Origin of the sequence: Gloeocapsa sp. PCC 7428 (assembly GCF_000317555.1) — a bacterium.
Classification (GTDB): Bacteria; Cyanobacteriota; Cyanobacteriia; order Cyanobacteriales; family Chroococcidiopsidaceae; genus Chroogloeocystis.
This window is the reverse complement of the sequence record NC_019745.1, coordinates 4,987,239-5,001,760: the sequence shown is the minus strand read 5'-3', so window position 1 is coordinate 5,001,760 and position 14,522 is coordinate 4,987,239. Positions and strand designations below refer to the sequence as shown.

General features: G+C 43.7%; 17 protein-coding genes. 8 read left to right on the top strand and 9 right to left on the bottom strand.

Going from position 1 to position 14,522, the window contains the following annotated elements:
• Positions 1–90 precede the first annotated feature (90 nt).
• On the top strand, positions 91–1,209 hold the full coding sequence (locus GLO7428_RS21995; RefSeq protein ID WP_015190788.1) for a SpoIID/LytB domain-containing protein: 1,119 nt from the start codon (positions 91–93) through the stop codon (positions 1,207–1,209).
• Positions 1,210–1,330: 121 nt separating this feature from the next.
• On the opposite strand, the gene holB is transcribed toward GLO7428_RS21995, so the two are convergent.
• On the bottom strand, positions 1,331–2,299 hold the full coding sequence (gene holB, locus GLO7428_RS21990; RefSeq protein WP_015190787.1) for a DNA polymerase III subunit delta': 969 nt from the start codon (positions 2,297–2,299) through the stop codon (positions 1,331–1,333).
• A 108-nt stretch (positions 2,300–2,407) separates the two neighbouring features.
• The gene (gene tmk, locus GLO7428_RS21985) at positions 2,408–3,079 is read right to left on the bottom strand and encodes a dTMP kinase (protein ID WP_015190786.1); all 672 of its coding nucleotides are present in this window, start codon (positions 3,077–3,079) and stop codon (positions 2,408–2,410) included.
• A gap of 131 nt (positions 3,080–3,210) precedes the next feature.
• On the opposite strand from tmk, the gene GLO7428_RS21980 reads away from it, so the two are divergent.
• A complete protein-coding gene (locus GLO7428_RS21980; protein ID WP_015190785.1) occupies positions 3,211–3,558 on the top strand; it encodes a hypothetical protein in 348 nt (115 codons plus the stop codon).
• A 124-nt stretch (positions 3,559–3,682) separates the two neighbouring features.
• Here the strand turns inward: GLO7428_RS21980 and GLO7428_RS21975 are convergent, their stop codons facing one another.
• From GLO7428_RS21975 to GLO7428_RS21960, 4 genes are all read right to left on the bottom strand, one after another.
• A complete protein-coding gene (locus tag GLO7428_RS21975; protein WP_015190784.1) occupies positions 3,683–4,105 on the bottom strand; it encodes an FHA domain-containing protein in 423 nt (140 codons plus the stop codon).
• Positions 4,106–4,466: 361 nt separating this feature from the next.
• Positions 4,467–6,944 (bottom strand): cation-translocating P-type ATPase, encoded by a 2,478-nt coding sequence (locus GLO7428_RS21970; protein WP_015190783.1) that lies wholly within the window; start codon positions 6,942–6,944, stop codon positions 4,467–4,469.
• A gap of 77 nt (positions 6,945–7,021) precedes the next feature.
• The gene (locus tag GLO7428_RS21965; protein WP_015190782.1) at positions 7,022–7,555 is read right to left on the bottom strand and encodes an FKBP-type peptidyl-prolyl cis-trans isomerase; all 534 of its coding nucleotides are present in this window, start codon (positions 7,553–7,555) and stop codon (positions 7,022–7,024) included.
• Positions 7,556–7,646: 91 nt separating this feature from the next.
• Positions 7,647–7,976, bottom strand: a complete 330-nt coding sequence (locus GLO7428_RS21960) for a phasin family protein (protein WP_041918722.1) — start codon at positions 7,974–7,976, stop codon at positions 7,647–7,649.
• A gap of 224 nt (positions 7,977–8,200) precedes the next feature.
• Here GLO7428_RS21960 and GLO7428_RS21955 point away from each other — a divergent pair, with 224 nt between their 5' ends.
• Both GLO7428_RS21955 and GLO7428_RS21950 read left to right on the top strand, forming a co-directional pair.
• Positions 8,201–8,512, top strand: a complete 312-nt coding sequence (locus GLO7428_RS21955; protein ID WP_015190780.1) for a TIGR03792 family protein — start codon at positions 8,201–8,203, stop codon at positions 8,510–8,512.
• 30 nt (positions 8,513–8,542) lie between these two features.
• A complete protein-coding gene (locus GLO7428_RS21950; RefSeq protein WP_015190779.1) occupies positions 8,543–8,899 on the top strand; it encodes a zinc ribbon domain-containing protein in 357 nt (118 codons plus the stop codon).
• Positions 8,900–8,935: 36 nt separating this feature from the next.
• Here GLO7428_RS21950 and GLO7428_RS21945 read toward each other — a convergent pair whose 3' ends face one another.
• On the bottom strand, positions 8,936–10,114 hold the full coding sequence (locus tag GLO7428_RS21945; protein ID WP_015190778.1) for an FAD-binding oxidoreductase: 1,179 nt from the start codon (positions 10,112–10,114) through the stop codon (positions 8,936–8,938).
• A gap of 120 nt (positions 10,115–10,234) precedes the next feature.
• Entirely contained in the window at positions 10,235–10,747 is a 513-nt protein-coding gene (gene psbQ / locus GLO7428_RS21940) for a photosystem II protein PsbQ (RefSeq protein WP_231295518.1), read from the bottom strand.
• A 281-nt stretch (positions 10,748–11,028) separates the two neighbouring features.
• On the opposite strand from psbQ, the gene GLO7428_RS21935 reads away from it, so the two are divergent.
• Positions 11,029–11,463 (top strand): hypothetical protein, encoded by a 435-nt coding sequence (locus tag GLO7428_RS21935; RefSeq protein ID WP_015190776.1) that lies wholly within the window; start codon positions 11,029–11,031, stop codon positions 11,461–11,463.
• 41 nt (positions 11,464–11,504) lie between these two features.
• Here GLO7428_RS21935 and GLO7428_RS21930 read toward each other — a convergent pair whose 3' ends face one another.
• On the bottom strand, positions 11,505–11,918 hold the full coding sequence (locus tag GLO7428_RS21930; RefSeq protein WP_015190775.1) for a thiol-disulfide oxidoreductase DCC family protein: 414 nt from the start codon (positions 11,916–11,918) through the stop codon (positions 11,505–11,507).
• A gap of 515 nt (positions 11,919–12,433) precedes the next feature.
• Between GLO7428_RS21930 and GLO7428_RS21925 the strand changes: the two genes are divergently transcribed.
• The 3 genes from GLO7428_RS21925 to GLO7428_RS21915 all read left to right on the top strand — a co-directional run bounded on the left by GLO7428_RS21925 (position 12,434) and on the right by GLO7428_RS21915 (position 14,427).
• Positions 12,434–13,144, top strand: coding sequence for a pirin family protein (locus GLO7428_RS21925; RefSeq protein WP_015190774.1), 711 nt, complete (start codon positions 12,434–12,436; stop codon positions 13,142–13,144).
• 87 nt (positions 13,145–13,231) lie between these two features.
• Complete coding sequence (locus GLO7428_RS21920; protein ID WP_015190773.1) at positions 13,232–13,582, top strand: antibiotic biosynthesis monooxygenase; 351 nt, start codon at positions 13,232–13,234, stop codon at positions 13,580–13,582.
• A gap of 449 nt (positions 13,583–14,031) precedes the next feature.
• Entirely contained in the window at positions 14,032–14,427 is a 396-nt protein-coding gene (locus GLO7428_RS21915) for a VOC family protein (RefSeq protein ID WP_015190772.1), read from the top strand.
• Positions 14,428–14,522: the final 95 nt, after the last annotated feature.

The following is a 14,522-nucleotide window of genomic DNA, read 5'->3' as shown; positions in this document are numbered from 1 at the left end:
GCAGTTAATTCGCTTATACTGATGTATTTGAAATTTGATCGTCATCAACCTCTATTTAATCGCCAGAACAAAAAATGTAAGGATGCCAGTATGAAATTCAAACTTCTACGCTTGTTATCGCTTCAAGGGCGATTCTGGTGGTCAACCTTGTTTTGGCTCGCGTTCATTACTCCCGCAGCGGCGATGGAAATTCGCGTAGCAATTGAACAAGGTGTCGAGCAAATTAAAGTTGGTAGTTCAACAACGGCGACAATCCGCGATTACAGCAGTGGCAAACCATTAGGACAACTTGCGGCAATGAATGCCTTTTACGCACAACCCAATCCTGCTGGCGTTGCCTTAGCGCAGGTGCAGTCTTCGGCGATGTGGGTTGAGCCGAGTGGGGATGGCTATGTATTCATTGGCGATCGCTGGTATCGCGGAAAAACCTTGTTAATGCCCACACAACAAGGCGTAACTGCGGTTAACTACGTCGATTTGGAACAGTATCTCTACAGCGTTCTCGGCGGAGAGATGAATGGTAATTGGCATCAAGAAGCTTTAAAAGCCCAAGCCGTTGCGGCGCGTACTTATGCGGTTTACAAGCGAGAAAATGAAAGCAACGGTGTTTATGATGTTGTCAATACGCAAGCATCACAGGTTTACAAGGGTATTGCCAGCGAATCACCTGGTACTCATGCTGCGGTAAATGCCACCACAGGGCAAATCCTCACTCACAATAACAAAGCGATTCTCGCAGCATTTCATGCGTGTTCGGGCGGTCATACAGAAAATGTGGAAGATGTGTGGTCGCAACCATTACCATACTTACGGGGAGTTGCTGGCTACGATGACAATGTGAATGCCTGTCAGTGGGTAAAGACGGTGACGGGAGCAGAACTGAACCAGAAAATTACTGGAATTGGCACGGTACAAGCTTTAACGCCCGTTTTAAGTCCTTATGGTAGTGTCAAAAGTATGAAGTTTATCGGCGATCGCGGTACGCGCGAACTACGAGGTGATGCTTTACGTACTGCGCTTGGTTTGAGAAGTACGCGCTTTACGATCACAGCCGAACCTTTGGGTTTACGCTTTGATGGTCGTGGTTGGGGTCATGGCTTGGGTATGAGTCAATGGGGAGCGTATAATTTAGCGCAACAGGGTGTTAAGTACCAGCAAATTTTATCGCACTACTATCGCGGTGCTAGCCTAGCTCAGCTAAAACCTTAACCCTAAATCCGATTTAGCCTTGAGGAATATTGTGGTGTGGCAAACACGATCGCATTATTTCTCATTCAGCATCGCTTCAGCATATTCAAGCCAGTTAGGTAACTCTTCGTTTTCTACTGATCTATTGTGGTTGCAATTGACTCATTTGTAGAAACGTCACTTCCCAAACTAATCGTGGTTGTGCGTAGGAGCGTAAGTACTTTTTGGCTTGTTCTAAATATGGTAAAGGTGAGTGTTGTATGTCTCCTGCTAGAAACTGCTGCCAATAAGCGTGTTGTAGGTAATCTACCAACCACAATTGCGCTTCTGTCTCTAAAGTTTTATCAATTTGTCTTGCTAAATCTAAGGCGCTATGCAGCGATCGCGGTGGATGAGTCAGCGCGTTGATTAGTTCAGCAGGAATTGCTTGGAGTTGCTGACTCGCGGCGATCGCATCTCCTGGGCTTCCTTGCGCGATCGCTAATACAGTGGGCGACTGCAAATTTTCATCGCCAGCTTGCTGTAAAACTTGCGTCATCTGCTCGCGACTTAGGCGATAAAACGGAATTCGCTGACACCGCGATACTAATGTTGGTAACAACGCTTCCACCGCAGGCGCAATTAAAATAATTGTTGCTAGTCCTGGTTCTTCTAGTGTTTTGAGCAACGCATTTGCGGCGGCTTCTGCCATTGTTTCTGCTTGTTCAATGACAACTATATTGCGAGATGCTTCTAAGGGAGAACGGCTGAGGAATTGCGCGATTTCTCGAACTTGTTCGACGCGAATTATGGGCGGTGCTTTGCGCTTGACTCCAGCTGCTACGGCTTCTGCGGCGGTGAGTCGCTGTCCTTGATGTAAATAAGTTGGTTGCACCCACAATACGTCTGGATGATTTCCTAGTTGTATGCGTTGTTTGATTTGATGATGCTGATCGACTGGAGCATTTGTACAGAAGATTTGCGTAATAAAGCACTGTGCGGTTAAGCTACGTCCTACGCCTGGTGAACCAACAAATAAATAAGCTGGCGCAATGCGTTGGCGATTGACGGCTTGTGTCAGTAATGCGATCGCTTGTGTTTGTCCGATAACTGGTGCGAAAAAATTGGACATATATTCAGGGGTCAGAGTTAAAACTTAATCAGGGCAATGATTCTGACCTTCTATGATGCCCTAGTGTTATAGTTCTATTACTATTGTGGCTTTCCTAGGCATGAGTAGTTATGAATTATATTTGTCTCTAATTTCAGGAAAGCGTTGTAGTAAGATTTGCTGAATTTGTTCTTGGACTTCGGCTACGCTACGACTGGCATCGACCCGAACGATGCGATTTTGGTGATTTTGAGCTAATTCGGTGTAACCTTGTTGTACGCGGCGATGAAACTCGATTTTTTCTTGCTCGATGCGATCGCCTCCGGCGCTGCGCTCCGCGCAATCGCTCGTACTCTGATGCTGTTTTCTGGCGAGACTGATAGCTACATCGATATCCAACCAAATCGTGACATCGCTTTCTAACCCACCTGTGGCGATGGAATTTAATTGCGCAATTAAACTATGACTCAGACCTCGCCCGTAGCCCTGATACGCGACGGTAGAATCAACGTAGCGATCGCATAAAACAATTGTCCCGCTGGCGAGTTCGGGTTTGAGGACTTCTTCTACGTGTTGGGCGCGGTCTGCTGCGTACAATAACAACTCGGTAGAATTATAAATTGGCTGCTTGCCTACATTTAACAATAACTGGCGTAGCGCCGTACCTAAATTTGTTCCACCTGGTTCGCGGGTGACGATCGCGGGTAACGATAATGTTTTTAGCCATTGATGCGATCGCTGTAACTGCGTTGTTTTGCCGCAACCTTCGACACCTTCAAAGACGATCAATCTGCCACTCATGCACTTACTTTACTCTATACAGAAGTCGAAATAAATTTCTCAATGCGCTAGCTTTGTTTTGCTAACCCCTGGTATTGGCAATCTGTCGTATATCATAGAATCGACGCGCGTTTTCCCAGCGAGGAGTATCTATGGCTCGCTATACCAGCTGGTTCACTGTTGAAGTTCCGCCTACACGTTTACAGCAGTTGCTGATTGAGGTTTTGCAAACTTGCAATCTTGATATTGTATACCACACAAGCGACTACATCATGGCGCAGGAAATGCCAGGTAAAAGCCCTTTCGCTCGATTGGTCGTTGTCGAAGTTCTGACTGACAAAACAATGAATTCAACCACAGAAACGCGGATTAACATTGTCGTCAAAAACGAAGAATTACCGCTACAAATGAATAACCATTGCTACCAAATGTTTCAACAAGTAAATCAGGCGATCGCCGATAATCATCAGTGGCAGCTAATCGAAAGTATTTGTGGCTGAACCAATAATTTACAAAAATTAAGCCCGCCGATTTGGGGGCTTACGAATTTCCAATATATATCGTTAATTCTTATGCTGGTCTTGCTAGGGTCTACAGTCGAATGATGCTTGTCGCTAGTATTGTTTAGTCTTCAAACTCTGGCATCATATTCGGACCAATCAGAGTGACATCATACTCGTCCAAGGGACCAGAAGGCATTGTGTCTCTGCTCAATAGGTAATAAATTGCTCGAACTTGAGGACCAAACACAATTTCATCTTCATTTTTGAGGTCGTGCGCAGGAATTTTCCGACCATTAATCAGTAATCCATTGGCACTAGGTTTTCCTTTAGAGTCGCCGTCAATAATACGATAGTAAAAGCTGCCATCTTCGCGTGGTAATCTGACCAGCGTTGCGTGACGACGAGAAACAAACTGCGAAAACAAACGGATATCGCAGCGCGCGTCTCTGCCGATAGAGTACACAGGAGCGTCTAAACTAAATTCTTTACGTCCCTGATCGTCTTCAACAATCAGTATGTGGTTCTGATTAGGTTGTAAAGCCATTGAAGCATCGGTTAGTAAAATCACTGAATCAATCTGTTAGTTTCGCTTTGGTCATACTAGCTGCGGATCGCTATCGAAAAGCGCGATCTTGGCTGAGATTATTGAATTAGCTTAACTTAGCTTGATTGTACTTTACATTATGTCTCCTATATCAAATCTAAGGTAGCCTTTATATTCATCACCAGGAACTAACGCTCCTTTGCAGTTTAGTTACATAAAGTAACACTCCCAGAGCATTACTTTTTGCCTAGGAGTGACTACGTATAGGGAAGCATGGGAGCTTCAGGTACAGGGAAGCAAGGGTGAATTATAAATGAGTTTATTACTCAAAACTCCAAACTAACTACTAACCAAAGCGCCACTAATCACTGTTCCCTCGCTTCTCACCCGTAGTCAATGACGCTTCACTTTCTTGTTGGTGAAAGCGGCGCAATAATAAAGAGTTGGTGACGACACTGATTGAGCTAAATGCCATAAGCGCACCTGCCGCTGCTGGACTAAGAACAAAACCAAAACTAGGTAATAAAACACCAGCCGCGATCGGAATTCCTAGCGTATTGTAGGCGAATGCCCAAAATAAGTTTTGGCGAATTTTATTGAAAGTCGCACGGCTTAAGTCGATCGCGACGACAACATCTGTTAGGCGATCGCGCATTAGGACAATTTCTGCGGATTCTATAGCAACATCAGTGCCAGTTTTTAAGGCAATTCCAACATCAGCTTGTGATAAGGCAGGAGCATCATTAATACCATCACCTACCATAGCAACGAGATGATTTCGCGATTGTAGTTGTTGAATGGCGGCGGCTTTCCCACTAGGACGCACGCCGGCAAGGATGTGGTGTGGTTCGATGGCGAGTTGTAGCGCGATCGCCGCCGCGACTTCTTGTCGATCCCCAGTTAAGAGCATGACTTGTAGACCGATTTGCCGCAAGCTATCTACCGTAGCCTTTGCGTCTGCTCTCAGCGTATCTGTCAGCGCAATTAATCCTACTAATGCGCTTTCTACTGCTACATAGATGACAGTTTTACCGTTATTGAGCAGCGATTGACTCAGTTGTTGTGCAGCATCATCAATCGTAATCGAGTGTTGTTCGAGCCATTCCTGATTACCCAGCAACACCTGAGTATGACCTGCAACTACGGCTGATACTCCTAATCCTGGTTCCATGTCGAAGTTATGGGCATCGAGAATTGGCAAGTTTTGCTGTTGTGCAGCTTGCCTGATCGCGGTAGCTACAGGATGCGCGTTGCCACTTTCTGCGGCTGCTGCTAGTTGTAGCAGGCATTGCGAATCGGATATATCTTCTGCGTTGCGAATTTCCGTTAGTGCAATGCAATCGCTGACGTGCAAAAGTCCGGTTGTGAGCGTACCAGTTTTATCAAAAACTACCGTACTTAATTGGTGTACTCTTTGTAAGACATCGCCACCTTTGATCAATAACCCACGTTCTGCACCTACTCCTGTACCGACCAGAATCGCGGTAGGTGTCGCTAGTCCTAAAGCACACGGACACGCAACAACCATCACGGCGATCGCGAGTTTTAAACTGAGTAACAGCGGTGAATAAATTGTTGTCTGGATGTGATGCGGTTGATGTAGTGAGTTGTGTCCTAAGTGGACAAGGTGATGCGGCTGCGTGACGACATCAGACCAAAGATGAGTCCCAATAAAATACCAAAACACAAACGTCAATACCGCAGCAGTTAACACGCCATAGGTAAAGTATCCTGCTACCGTATCTGCTAATTTTTGAACGGGTGCTTTGCGCGTTTGCGCGGCTTCTACTAAAGCGACAATCTGGGCTAGCGTCGTATCTTTCCCTGTGCGCGTTGCTCGTAGTGAAATTGTTCCTAGTTGATTAATTGTACCTGCGGCTACAGTATCTCCAGGGTGCTTTGTCACTGGCATGGCTTCCCCAGTAAGCATTGATTCATCTACCGTTGTCTTTCCAGCAACGATTTCGCCATCAACGGGGATTTTTTCACCTGGTAGAACTTGTAACCATTCGCCCACGCGCACGCGATCGGCAGGAATTTCTACACTTTCGCGTCCTGAAGAAACTCCGGTTGTAGGATCGGCTATTAAACGCGCAACTTGCGGTTGCAGCGCCAGTAATTCACGAAAAGCAGATGCTGCACGTCCTCGCGCTTGTTGTTCTAATGTTCTTCCTAATAAGATAAAGCCCAACAGCATCACAGGTTCGTCAAAAAAGCAGTCCCAACCAAGTTGTGGAAACAAAAGTGCTACTAAACTTGCGGTGTAAGCCGTCAGCGTTCCCAATCCCACTAAGGTATTCATGTTGGGTGCATTGCGCCGCAATCCCCGCCAGCCATCGAGTAAAATTGGGCGTCCTGGTCCGAGTAAGGTGGCGCTTGCAAGTCCAAAGTGCAGCCAAATATTGTGCAACATCGGCGGTGCAGGCAAACCCCACTCGCTGAAATGTCCTAAGCTAGACAATACAAGCAAAACGCCAGCAACAACTAACTGTCTAAATGCTGATTGCATTTCCTGACGGTGTTTTGCTGGCTCTACACTACTAGAAAGAGTAGCTTCTCCCTGTGCATAACGTGGTTGGGTAGGGAAGCCAGCAGCGGTTAAATTCTCCGCGAGTTCGGCGGCATCTACAGCACCTGCGGTACACTCAACAACGGCAACTTCTGTAACCAAGTTTACACACGCAGAAAGTACGCTCTCATTTTTTGTTAACTGACTTTCGACAACCTTGACACAGCCAGCACACTTCATCCCTTGGACGTCTAGCGTGATTGTTTCTGTGGGTTGATTGATACTACTAGGGACAGCCTGCGGTGACTCGGTTTTTGGGACAAGTTGCATAAATTCAGGGCTACGACACCTCAACACATAACCACTGTAGCGTTTAGGGACAAAGCGATGGTAGTGCGGCTAAGAATTTAGGAAATCCGTAGTAGTTCTACATCAAAGACGAGGGTGGCGTTGGGAGGAATTACTCCACCTGCACCACGCGCCCCGTAACCAAGTTCAGGAGGAATAATTAACTGGCGACGTCCGCCGACTTTCATCGTACTAATTCCTTCGTCCCAACCTTTGATGACTTGTCCTGCACCAAGTTTAAAGTCAAAGGGACGATTGCGATCGCGCGAACTATCGAACTTCGTTCCGTCTTCTAAAGTTCCAGTGTAATGGACAAAAACTCTTTGCCCAGCTTTTGGAGTTGCGCCATCACCTTCTTGGATATCAATGTATTTCAGTCCAGAGGGCGTTGTTACAGCATTTTCATCAGACATCATGTTACTTGCAAGTAAAGTATTTTCTGTAGTAGCGTTGCTGGGTGCAACAACCTCATTTGCTGGTTGATTTGGCGTGACTTCGGCAATTGCCGATTCGGGTTGACTGCTAAACTGCGCGACTACCAGCACAATGACACAAGCGATGACAACACCCAAACTAATTAAAATTTCTCTCAAAATTTAGTTCTCCCTCAAGACAACAAATTGAGCGACTTCACGTGTTCTAGTTTATGTCAAAAGCGATTCGCTGTTAGCTAAACCACAGTAGTTACATTCCCCGCCACAATTTATTTTCTAAATCGCGTACCTGGCGCTCAAGACGGTCAATTCGCCCGCGTAGTTCATCCATTTCTGCTTGGCGGGGTACGCCCAAGTCTTGCAGCATATTGCGCATTTGACGCTGCATTTGCACCTCAAAATTACCTTGTTCTGATTTAAGTTGGTGCATCAAGTTGTCAATAAACTCTTTCGCTTGGTCTGGCTGAAGCTTACCGTCTTTAACTAATTCATCACTTACTTCCCGCAGCTTTTCGGCTACCAATGACGTTGTGCCTATACCAACCATTAATAGCTGTTTAATCCAGTTGTTGCTTTCCATGCTATCTTGCGGATATTTAATCAATAAACAGACGAAATCAAAAGTCAGGATTAGGAATGAGTCGCCACAAGAACATAACTCTGATACTACTGTATCCCGTGTTATGGGCATAGAATTGCGGTTGCTAAAGCTATGCTTGAAGCGTAAACCCTAAGTGCCTGTAGTTCTATTGTGGCAAATTTACAGCTTTGCCTATAGCTACTGCAAGATAGAAAATCGCTAAGATGGTTATTGAGTTACTTAAGTGTAAAGTAGACCCAGATTTGCGCGAACAATATTTGCAATTGGATGCAGAAGTTTGGACGAAAGCGCTGGCTGAGTGTCCTGGATTTCTAGGAAAAGAAGTTTGGCTGAATCCACAAGAAACATCAGAAGTTATTTTAGTGATTCGCTGGGCGACGAAAGAACAATGGAAAGCTATCCCTGACGAGTTTCTAAATCGGATAGAACAACTATTTTTGCAACAAATGGGTCGCACTTATAAAATTGTCGAGTCAGCAGAGTACCAAGTTTATGGCGATCGCTTATTTCCTTAGTTGACATTAACTTTAACTTTACTGTTATCAATGCCACATTGTCCTCGTTGTCATCAATCGGTTGATGCACAAGCTGTTACTTGTCCTTATTGCCGTACTCCACTCAAAGCTTACGGACATCCAGGAATCCCCTTACACCGCGCTACTGGTGATACGTACTTGTGCGATCGCTGTACCTATCACTTAGACGATACGTGTAATTTTCCGCAGCGTCCCTATGCCAAAGAGTGTACGCTTTATCAAGATGTCACACAAGCTCAATTGCGCGCATCACAGCAGTCTTACAAAAGCAGCTTGCGTGCAAATTTCCGTAGCTGGCTTCAACAATATCAGTTTTGGCTATTAATCCTCGGTTTACTCTTACTGAGTTTTCTGATTGTCTTGTAAAGTGGTATGAGGTTATGGGTAATTGGACTAAGCAATTCACTCGCCCCTCATAACGATCTCCCGAATCTTCTCGGCGGTAGCAGGTGCGAGTAAAACGCCGTTGCGGTAGTGTCCTGTCGCGAGGAGAATGTTGTCAAAACCTGGCACGTGGCGAATGATAGGCGCTGGTTGTCCTTCGGGGCGTGGGCGTAATCCTGACCAAGTGCGGATAATTTTGGCTTGGGCTAAAGCAGGACAAAATGCGATCGCTTGCTGTTTAACTTTTTCTAATTGCGTAGCATCTGCGACTACCTGTCCGTTTGCAGAAAATTCTACTGTCGCACCAACCCAGTAATCTGTCATTGGTTGACTGCTAAGACAGGGAACAATATGAACGTCATCGCCTGTAATAACAGGTTGAAAATTGGGATCGCCTAAAGGTTGGTTGACCCGCATATGAATCGCTTGACCGAGTACAGGTTTAATTTCTACGGCTGGCGTTGATTGTGCTTGCTGCGTAGGTGCAAATGTGAGTGCTATGGGAGTGCGATCGCGAGAAGTCGATTCTTGTCGCCATTGCAACGGTGTTGAACCAGTACCGGCGGCGATGACTAGCCAATCAACATCTTTAATTTTTTCGGATAATTGAGCGTTCTCGATTTGGAGATACATCCGTTGATCGGCGTTATCGAGATAATAACCTGTGGCTGTGACTCCAAAATGAAATTGAACTCCTTTGTGCTTTGCGGCTTCTACTAAAGCTAAGGTAAGCGCTACGGGGTCAACTTGTCGATCTTGCGGTGAGTAAATTGCTGCTGTAATTTTTTCACTATTAAGCTGCGGACAGCGCGATTGTAATTGTGCAGCGTTCCAAATTTCTAATTGCCATTCTTGTGCTGAACGAACTGCGGCTAATTTTTCCCAACCGGCTAAATCTTCTTCTTGAAAACAAAGCATCAATATACCTTGTCGATTGAAGGGAATCCGCCGCATAATGACCGCTTCTAGCTCTGGAATGAGGGTTTCATAGCGTTTGATACTCGCAGCGCGCATCTGCCAGGCATTACCCTTAATTTTGTGGCTAATGGCTCCCATTAATACCCCCAGCGCTGCGCCTGTTGCTGCTTGGGCGGGCGGTTGTCGATCGAGTACGGTAACTTCCAGCCCAGATAAACTGAGTTCGTAGGCGATCGCCGCCCCGATCACACCACAGCCAATAATTAATACATGACTCATGATTTGAGTGAGAATGTTTGAGCAGAGGTGCAGAGGAAGCAGAGGCGTAGAGGAGAAAAAACTACATATAAACTTCTCGCAGTACTAACCACTATTCCCTCGCCCCTTGCCCCTCGTTAGTTACGCTTCACTTGCTTGTGGTGATGTTGGTTTAGGAATCAACTGTAAAAAGCCATCGATGTCTGCTAAGGCTTCGCGGTAGTTAAGCGTCGCTTTTTGGTAATCAGCGGCTTCTGCGGCTTGCTCAATTTTGACTAAATTATCAAACAAATTTCGAGTAAATTCGCGTGCTGATTGTTGGTCTTGCGGTAGAAGATTGCGAGTGACGTAAGTCATTTTGAGTCGCATTTCCCCAACAGGACCGTGAATGAAGTTGCTGACATCGATCCAATCGCGACGTTTAATCAATGTGATAAGTTCGTTATTCATGCGATCGCGTAAAGCAACAATATCGGGAACGTATTGCTGAATTTGCTCTATCTGCGCCGCCGTATAGGTGGGAGGTGCTTTTGCAGCGCTGGGGCTACTACAACTAACAAGAAACGTTGTCACGATAACTAAAATCAATGACAGAATTGACCGATAACGCGCCATAATCTGACTATACTTTTGTCTGCTGATGAACAGTGTCATTTTAGATCGCTGGTGGCAAGAATCAATTGCTATTGTCTTGCCCAAATGAAATTTTCGTCTCCTACTGCGAGAGGGATGTTCTCACGGCGCGTAGAGATCGTTAAGATTTAAGCTCTTGAGTATAAATATCTATTAGCATCTGTGATGCGATCGCGCCACAGAGCAGCGATTGCAAAATTAATAAAGTATTGTTAAGCTGGAAAACCAATACAGTAAGCTTTCTAGCGGTTTTCTGTCGTCTTTTTCACTACACTAGACTCAAAATCCAGGAGAGTTCCCGCGTGAACGCAGCTGAGCAAGCAACTAATTTGGAACTTACTAGTAAAATTGCTACAGTCGTTAATCTTTTTAAATCAGAGTTTCCTGACGCTAGGTCTGACCTCAAACCGTGGACAAATGATCCTGATACTAGAGAATTAGTCGATCCTGATTCAATCGATATTGGTTTTCACTTTCCTGGTGTTAGTCGCTCGTTGCAAAGTCGCAGCATTTTGGTGCAAATCCGCTTTCACGAAGATCCTTTAAACGGCGATCGCGCTTGTATCGGTGTTGAAGCCGCAGGTTTCGACCATCGCGGTAAGCAGTGGCGTCTTTCTACCGTGGAAAACTGGAGTTTCGTTGGTGCTGTTCAACCTTCCCCTGAGGTCGGAGAAAAGTTAAAATCGTTTTGCCGCGAAATTATCCGCGTATTTAATCAGCCAACAGCACCAGAGTAGTCATTGGTCACAAGTAGCTTTAAGGAATTATCTAATCTTGCTCAATTGCTGGCAGATTGACTACCACATTCACTACAGTAAGGTGAATTATAAGTATTTTGACGTTTCCCAAATAATGCGTAGCGGTTATCGCGAACTTGTTCGTAAATGCGATCGCCTACCCACTTGACGCCTGGTAATCCGCGATAAGCTTCCACAAAAAGATTACCCATCGGTAACACGCGCCCAATTTCTTCGATCGCTGCTGTACCTTGCCAACGATGTTCGGGTGCATCAGTAGCAAGCAAAATTACACCTAATTCGCAATCTTGTGGTGTAATTCCCCAGGGTGCAAGTGTCGCTTGGTCTTGCATGGGGACGTATCGAAACATTTGTCCCTTATCAAAGCTTTCGAGTAATTGGACAAAAGTTACGCACAGGTTGCAATTGCCGTCGTAGATGACGTGGTAATTCATGAAACAGATTTCTGTAGAAGTTTTAGTTACATTTCTATTTTTAAGCTTATTTCGCTTGTTGTGTAAATCATTCTCTGGGTGACTTATTACTTTTAGGCGATCGCACAAACTGAATTTTCCCTTTTTAACGAGCTACCGTTTTTATATTTTAAATAGAACGCAAAGGCAAGTAATATTTATACTGGCTCGTTGTGTCCATTAATATTTTTTGTGGCTTGAATAAAATTAATACTAGTATTTATAGATACTCGATACTAAATAACTCCTTAAATAGCAATATCTCAAAAGTAAGTAACTTACTTTTGAGTACGTACTTACTATTTTTATCTTTTTTATTTAATATAGTAATAGAGAACAACCATAAGAATTTTATTTAAAGAGATTATTAAGTAAAATCTATTAAAATATTTTAGTAGCTTTAGCGTTTTAGAAACTTCAATAATAATTAATCTAATAATTAGCTATCCATATAGTTACGAGAAAGCTTGTAGGAGAAAACTCAAGGAGGTAAAAATATGACGCACACAGCCACTAATATTATTCATGATAGAAATGCTCGTGGTCGTACGCGAATGGGTTGGTTAGACAGTTACCATACTTTTTCTTTTGGGAGTTTTTACGATCCGGCGCGGATGGGCTTTCGTGCTTTACGAGTCATCAACGACGATCGCGTTGTTCCTGGCGCTGGTTTTCCGATGCATAGCCACCGCAATATGGAAATTTTTACTTATGTTCTAGAAGGTGCATTAGAACATCAAGACAACTTAGGTAACGGCGCGATTATTTCTCCAGGAGAAGCACAAATCATGAGTGCAGGTACTGGAATTACTCACAGCGAGTTTAATCCATCAAAAACTGAACCTGTTCACTTTTTACAAATTTGGATTATTCCTGATACACAAGGAGTACAACCTAGATATGAGCAAAAAGCATTTCCTCTAGAACAACGACGCAGTAACTTACGTTTAATTGCTGCTAAAGATGGGCGTGATGGCGCGGTGACAATTCAGCAAGATATTGATTTGTATACGTCTGTTTTAGAAAAAGGTGATATTTTGAATTATCACCTCAAACCAAACCGTTATGCTTGGTTACAAGTTGCGCAAGGAATTGTCTCTCTTAACGATCAGGAACTGCGCGCAGGAGATGGAGTGCAAATGTACGAAGGAGACTTAGAAATGAGTACTGATATTGGTGCAGAGATTCTGTTGTTTGATCTTGCGTAATATTGGAAGACTACAATGCTACCAATTTGATTTGTCGCGGGGTGGGTAATAACTCACCCTATTTGTTATTAAAAATGAGATAATGAAATGCCAGCGATCGCTAAAAATAATGACGTCGTTACAGTCATAATTGTTTTCACTGTTGAACCAGAACACCAACAACAGCTAATCGATACTATTATTGAGTTTATTGAAATTGCAGTGAAGTATCAACCAGGTTTTGTTTCGGCTACCCTTCACAAAAGTTTGGATGGCGTACGTGTTATAAATTATGCGCAATGGCGAAGCCTTGAAAACTATCACGCTTTTCTTAATAATTCAGAAGTACAGGCGCAAGGAAAAAAGCTTGCCAACTTTCAACCACCAGATTTACATATTTTTGAAGTCGTCAGTTTGCACTCAGACAACACCACGCTAGAACTTAATCAGGATGATTGAATTCATCTTGCCATTCGCTTAAAATCATAAAATCAACCATGCCTTGTAGAATTATAGCAAGTCGATTCTAGAGATGAAATTTGGCGCTTAGCCTGTCAACAGTTAATGGTCAATGATTAAAGTTTATTAACAATTAACAGCCTTGACAAAACGTCCAAAAATCAAATAGAAATCTTATGGAGAGGGAATATGTCAATATAAGATTACAAAATCGTGGGCTAATTTCTGCTACTTTCCATCACTTACTTGATAGAATGATGCGGATAATGAATTATGGTCAGCAGCGTAGTTTCGCAGATGTTGAATTACTACCATAAGAGCCGCAATATGAACCTTTGAGTGAATATTGGTAAGGTTTAGCCAAAAATGAGTTTCATTTGTAGCATATAGCCTTTACTGCATCTACTCATAGTTATTAAAATAACTTGATTTTACTGAGGTAAGCAGTTATGAAAGTAAGTTCTGCATATACAAGACTACTTGTTTCAGATCTCAAAGCGTGTTTTCTGTTCTACAAAGATGTTATGGAATTTCCGGTTAATGTAGAAGATGAAAAAAGTGGTTACGCTGAGTTTCAGGTTGGTGGAATGAAATTGAGTTTGTTTAGACGTCAAGAAATGGCAGAGATTATTAGAACTACCGATAAACCAACTCATGCAGAATGTCAAGATAAAGTAGCTTTAATTTTTACTGTACATGATATCGAGCAAGAATATCATCGTCTGCTGCATAAAAACATTAACTTTGTTACAGAGCCTATGAATAATATAGATTATAGAATTAAAACAGTTTATTTCAGAGATCCTGATGATAATTTAATTGGATTGTATCAATTCTTAGACTAGATATTTGACATCTCATTCTCAATTATTGAAATGATATGAGTACATCAAATGAGCAATTCAATATTGATGAAGTCAGGAGCGATCGCATTAAAGCC

Excerpts from the sequence above, each read along its gene's own strand:
- GLO7428_RS21945 (WP_015190778.1), bottom strand. The coding sequence starts at position 10,114 with ATGAGTCATGTATTAATTATTGGCTGTGGTGTGATCGGGGCGGCGATC.
- GLO7428_RS21925 (WP_015190774.1), top strand. The coding sequence starts at position 12,434 with ATGACGCACACAGCCACTAATATTATTCATGATAGAAATGCTCGTGGT.
- GLO7428_RS21930 (WP_015190775.1), bottom strand. The coding sequence starts at position 11,918 with ATGAATTACCACGTCATCTACGACGGCAATTGCAACCTGTGCGTAACT.
- holB (WP_015190787.1), bottom strand. The coding sequence starts at position 2,299 with ATGTCCAATTTTTTCGCACCAGTTATCGGACAAACACAAGCGATCGCA.
- GLO7428_RS21970 (WP_015190783.1), bottom strand. The coding sequence starts at position 6,944 with ATGCAACTTGTCCCAAAAACCGAGTCACCGCAGGCTGTCCCTAGTAGT.
- GLO7428_RS21955 (WP_015190780.1), top strand. The coding sequence starts at position 8,201 with ATGGTTATTGAGTTACTTAAGTGTAAAGTAGACCCAGATTTGCGCGAA.
- GLO7428_RS21980 (WP_015190785.1), top strand. The coding sequence starts at position 3,211 with ATGGCTCGCTATACCAGCTGGTTCACTGTTGAAGTTCCGCCTACACGT.
- GLO7428_RS21960 (WP_041918722.1), bottom strand. The coding sequence starts at position 7,976 with ATGGAAAGCAACAACTGGATTAAACAGCTATTAATGGTTGGTATAGGC.
- GLO7428_RS21915 (WP_015190772.1), top strand. The coding sequence starts at position 14,032 with ATGAAAGTAAGTTCTGCATATACAAGACTACTTGTTTCAGATCTCAAA.
- GLO7428_RS21950 (WP_015190779.1), top strand. The coding sequence starts at position 8,543 with ATGCCACATTGTCCTCGTTGTCATCAATCGGTTGATGCACAAGCTGTT.
- GLO7428_RS21975 (WP_015190784.1), bottom strand. The coding sequence starts at position 4,105 with ATGGCTTTACAACCTAATCAGAACCACATACTGATTGTTGAAGACGAT.
- tmk (WP_015190786.1), bottom strand. The coding sequence starts at position 3,079 with ATGAGTGGCAGATTGATCGTCTTTGAAGGTGTCGAAGGTTGCGGCAAA.
- psbQ (WP_231295518.1), bottom strand. The coding sequence starts at position 10,747 with ATGACACTGTTCATCAGCAGACAAAAGTATAGTCAGATTATGGCGCGT.
- GLO7428_RS21920 (WP_015190773.1), top strand. The coding sequence starts at position 13,232 with ATGCCAGCGATCGCTAAAAATAATGACGTCGTTACAGTCATAATTGTT.
- GLO7428_RS21995 (WP_015190788.1), top strand. The coding sequence starts at position 91 with ATGAAATTCAAACTTCTACGCTTGTTATCGCTTCAAGGGCGATTCTGG.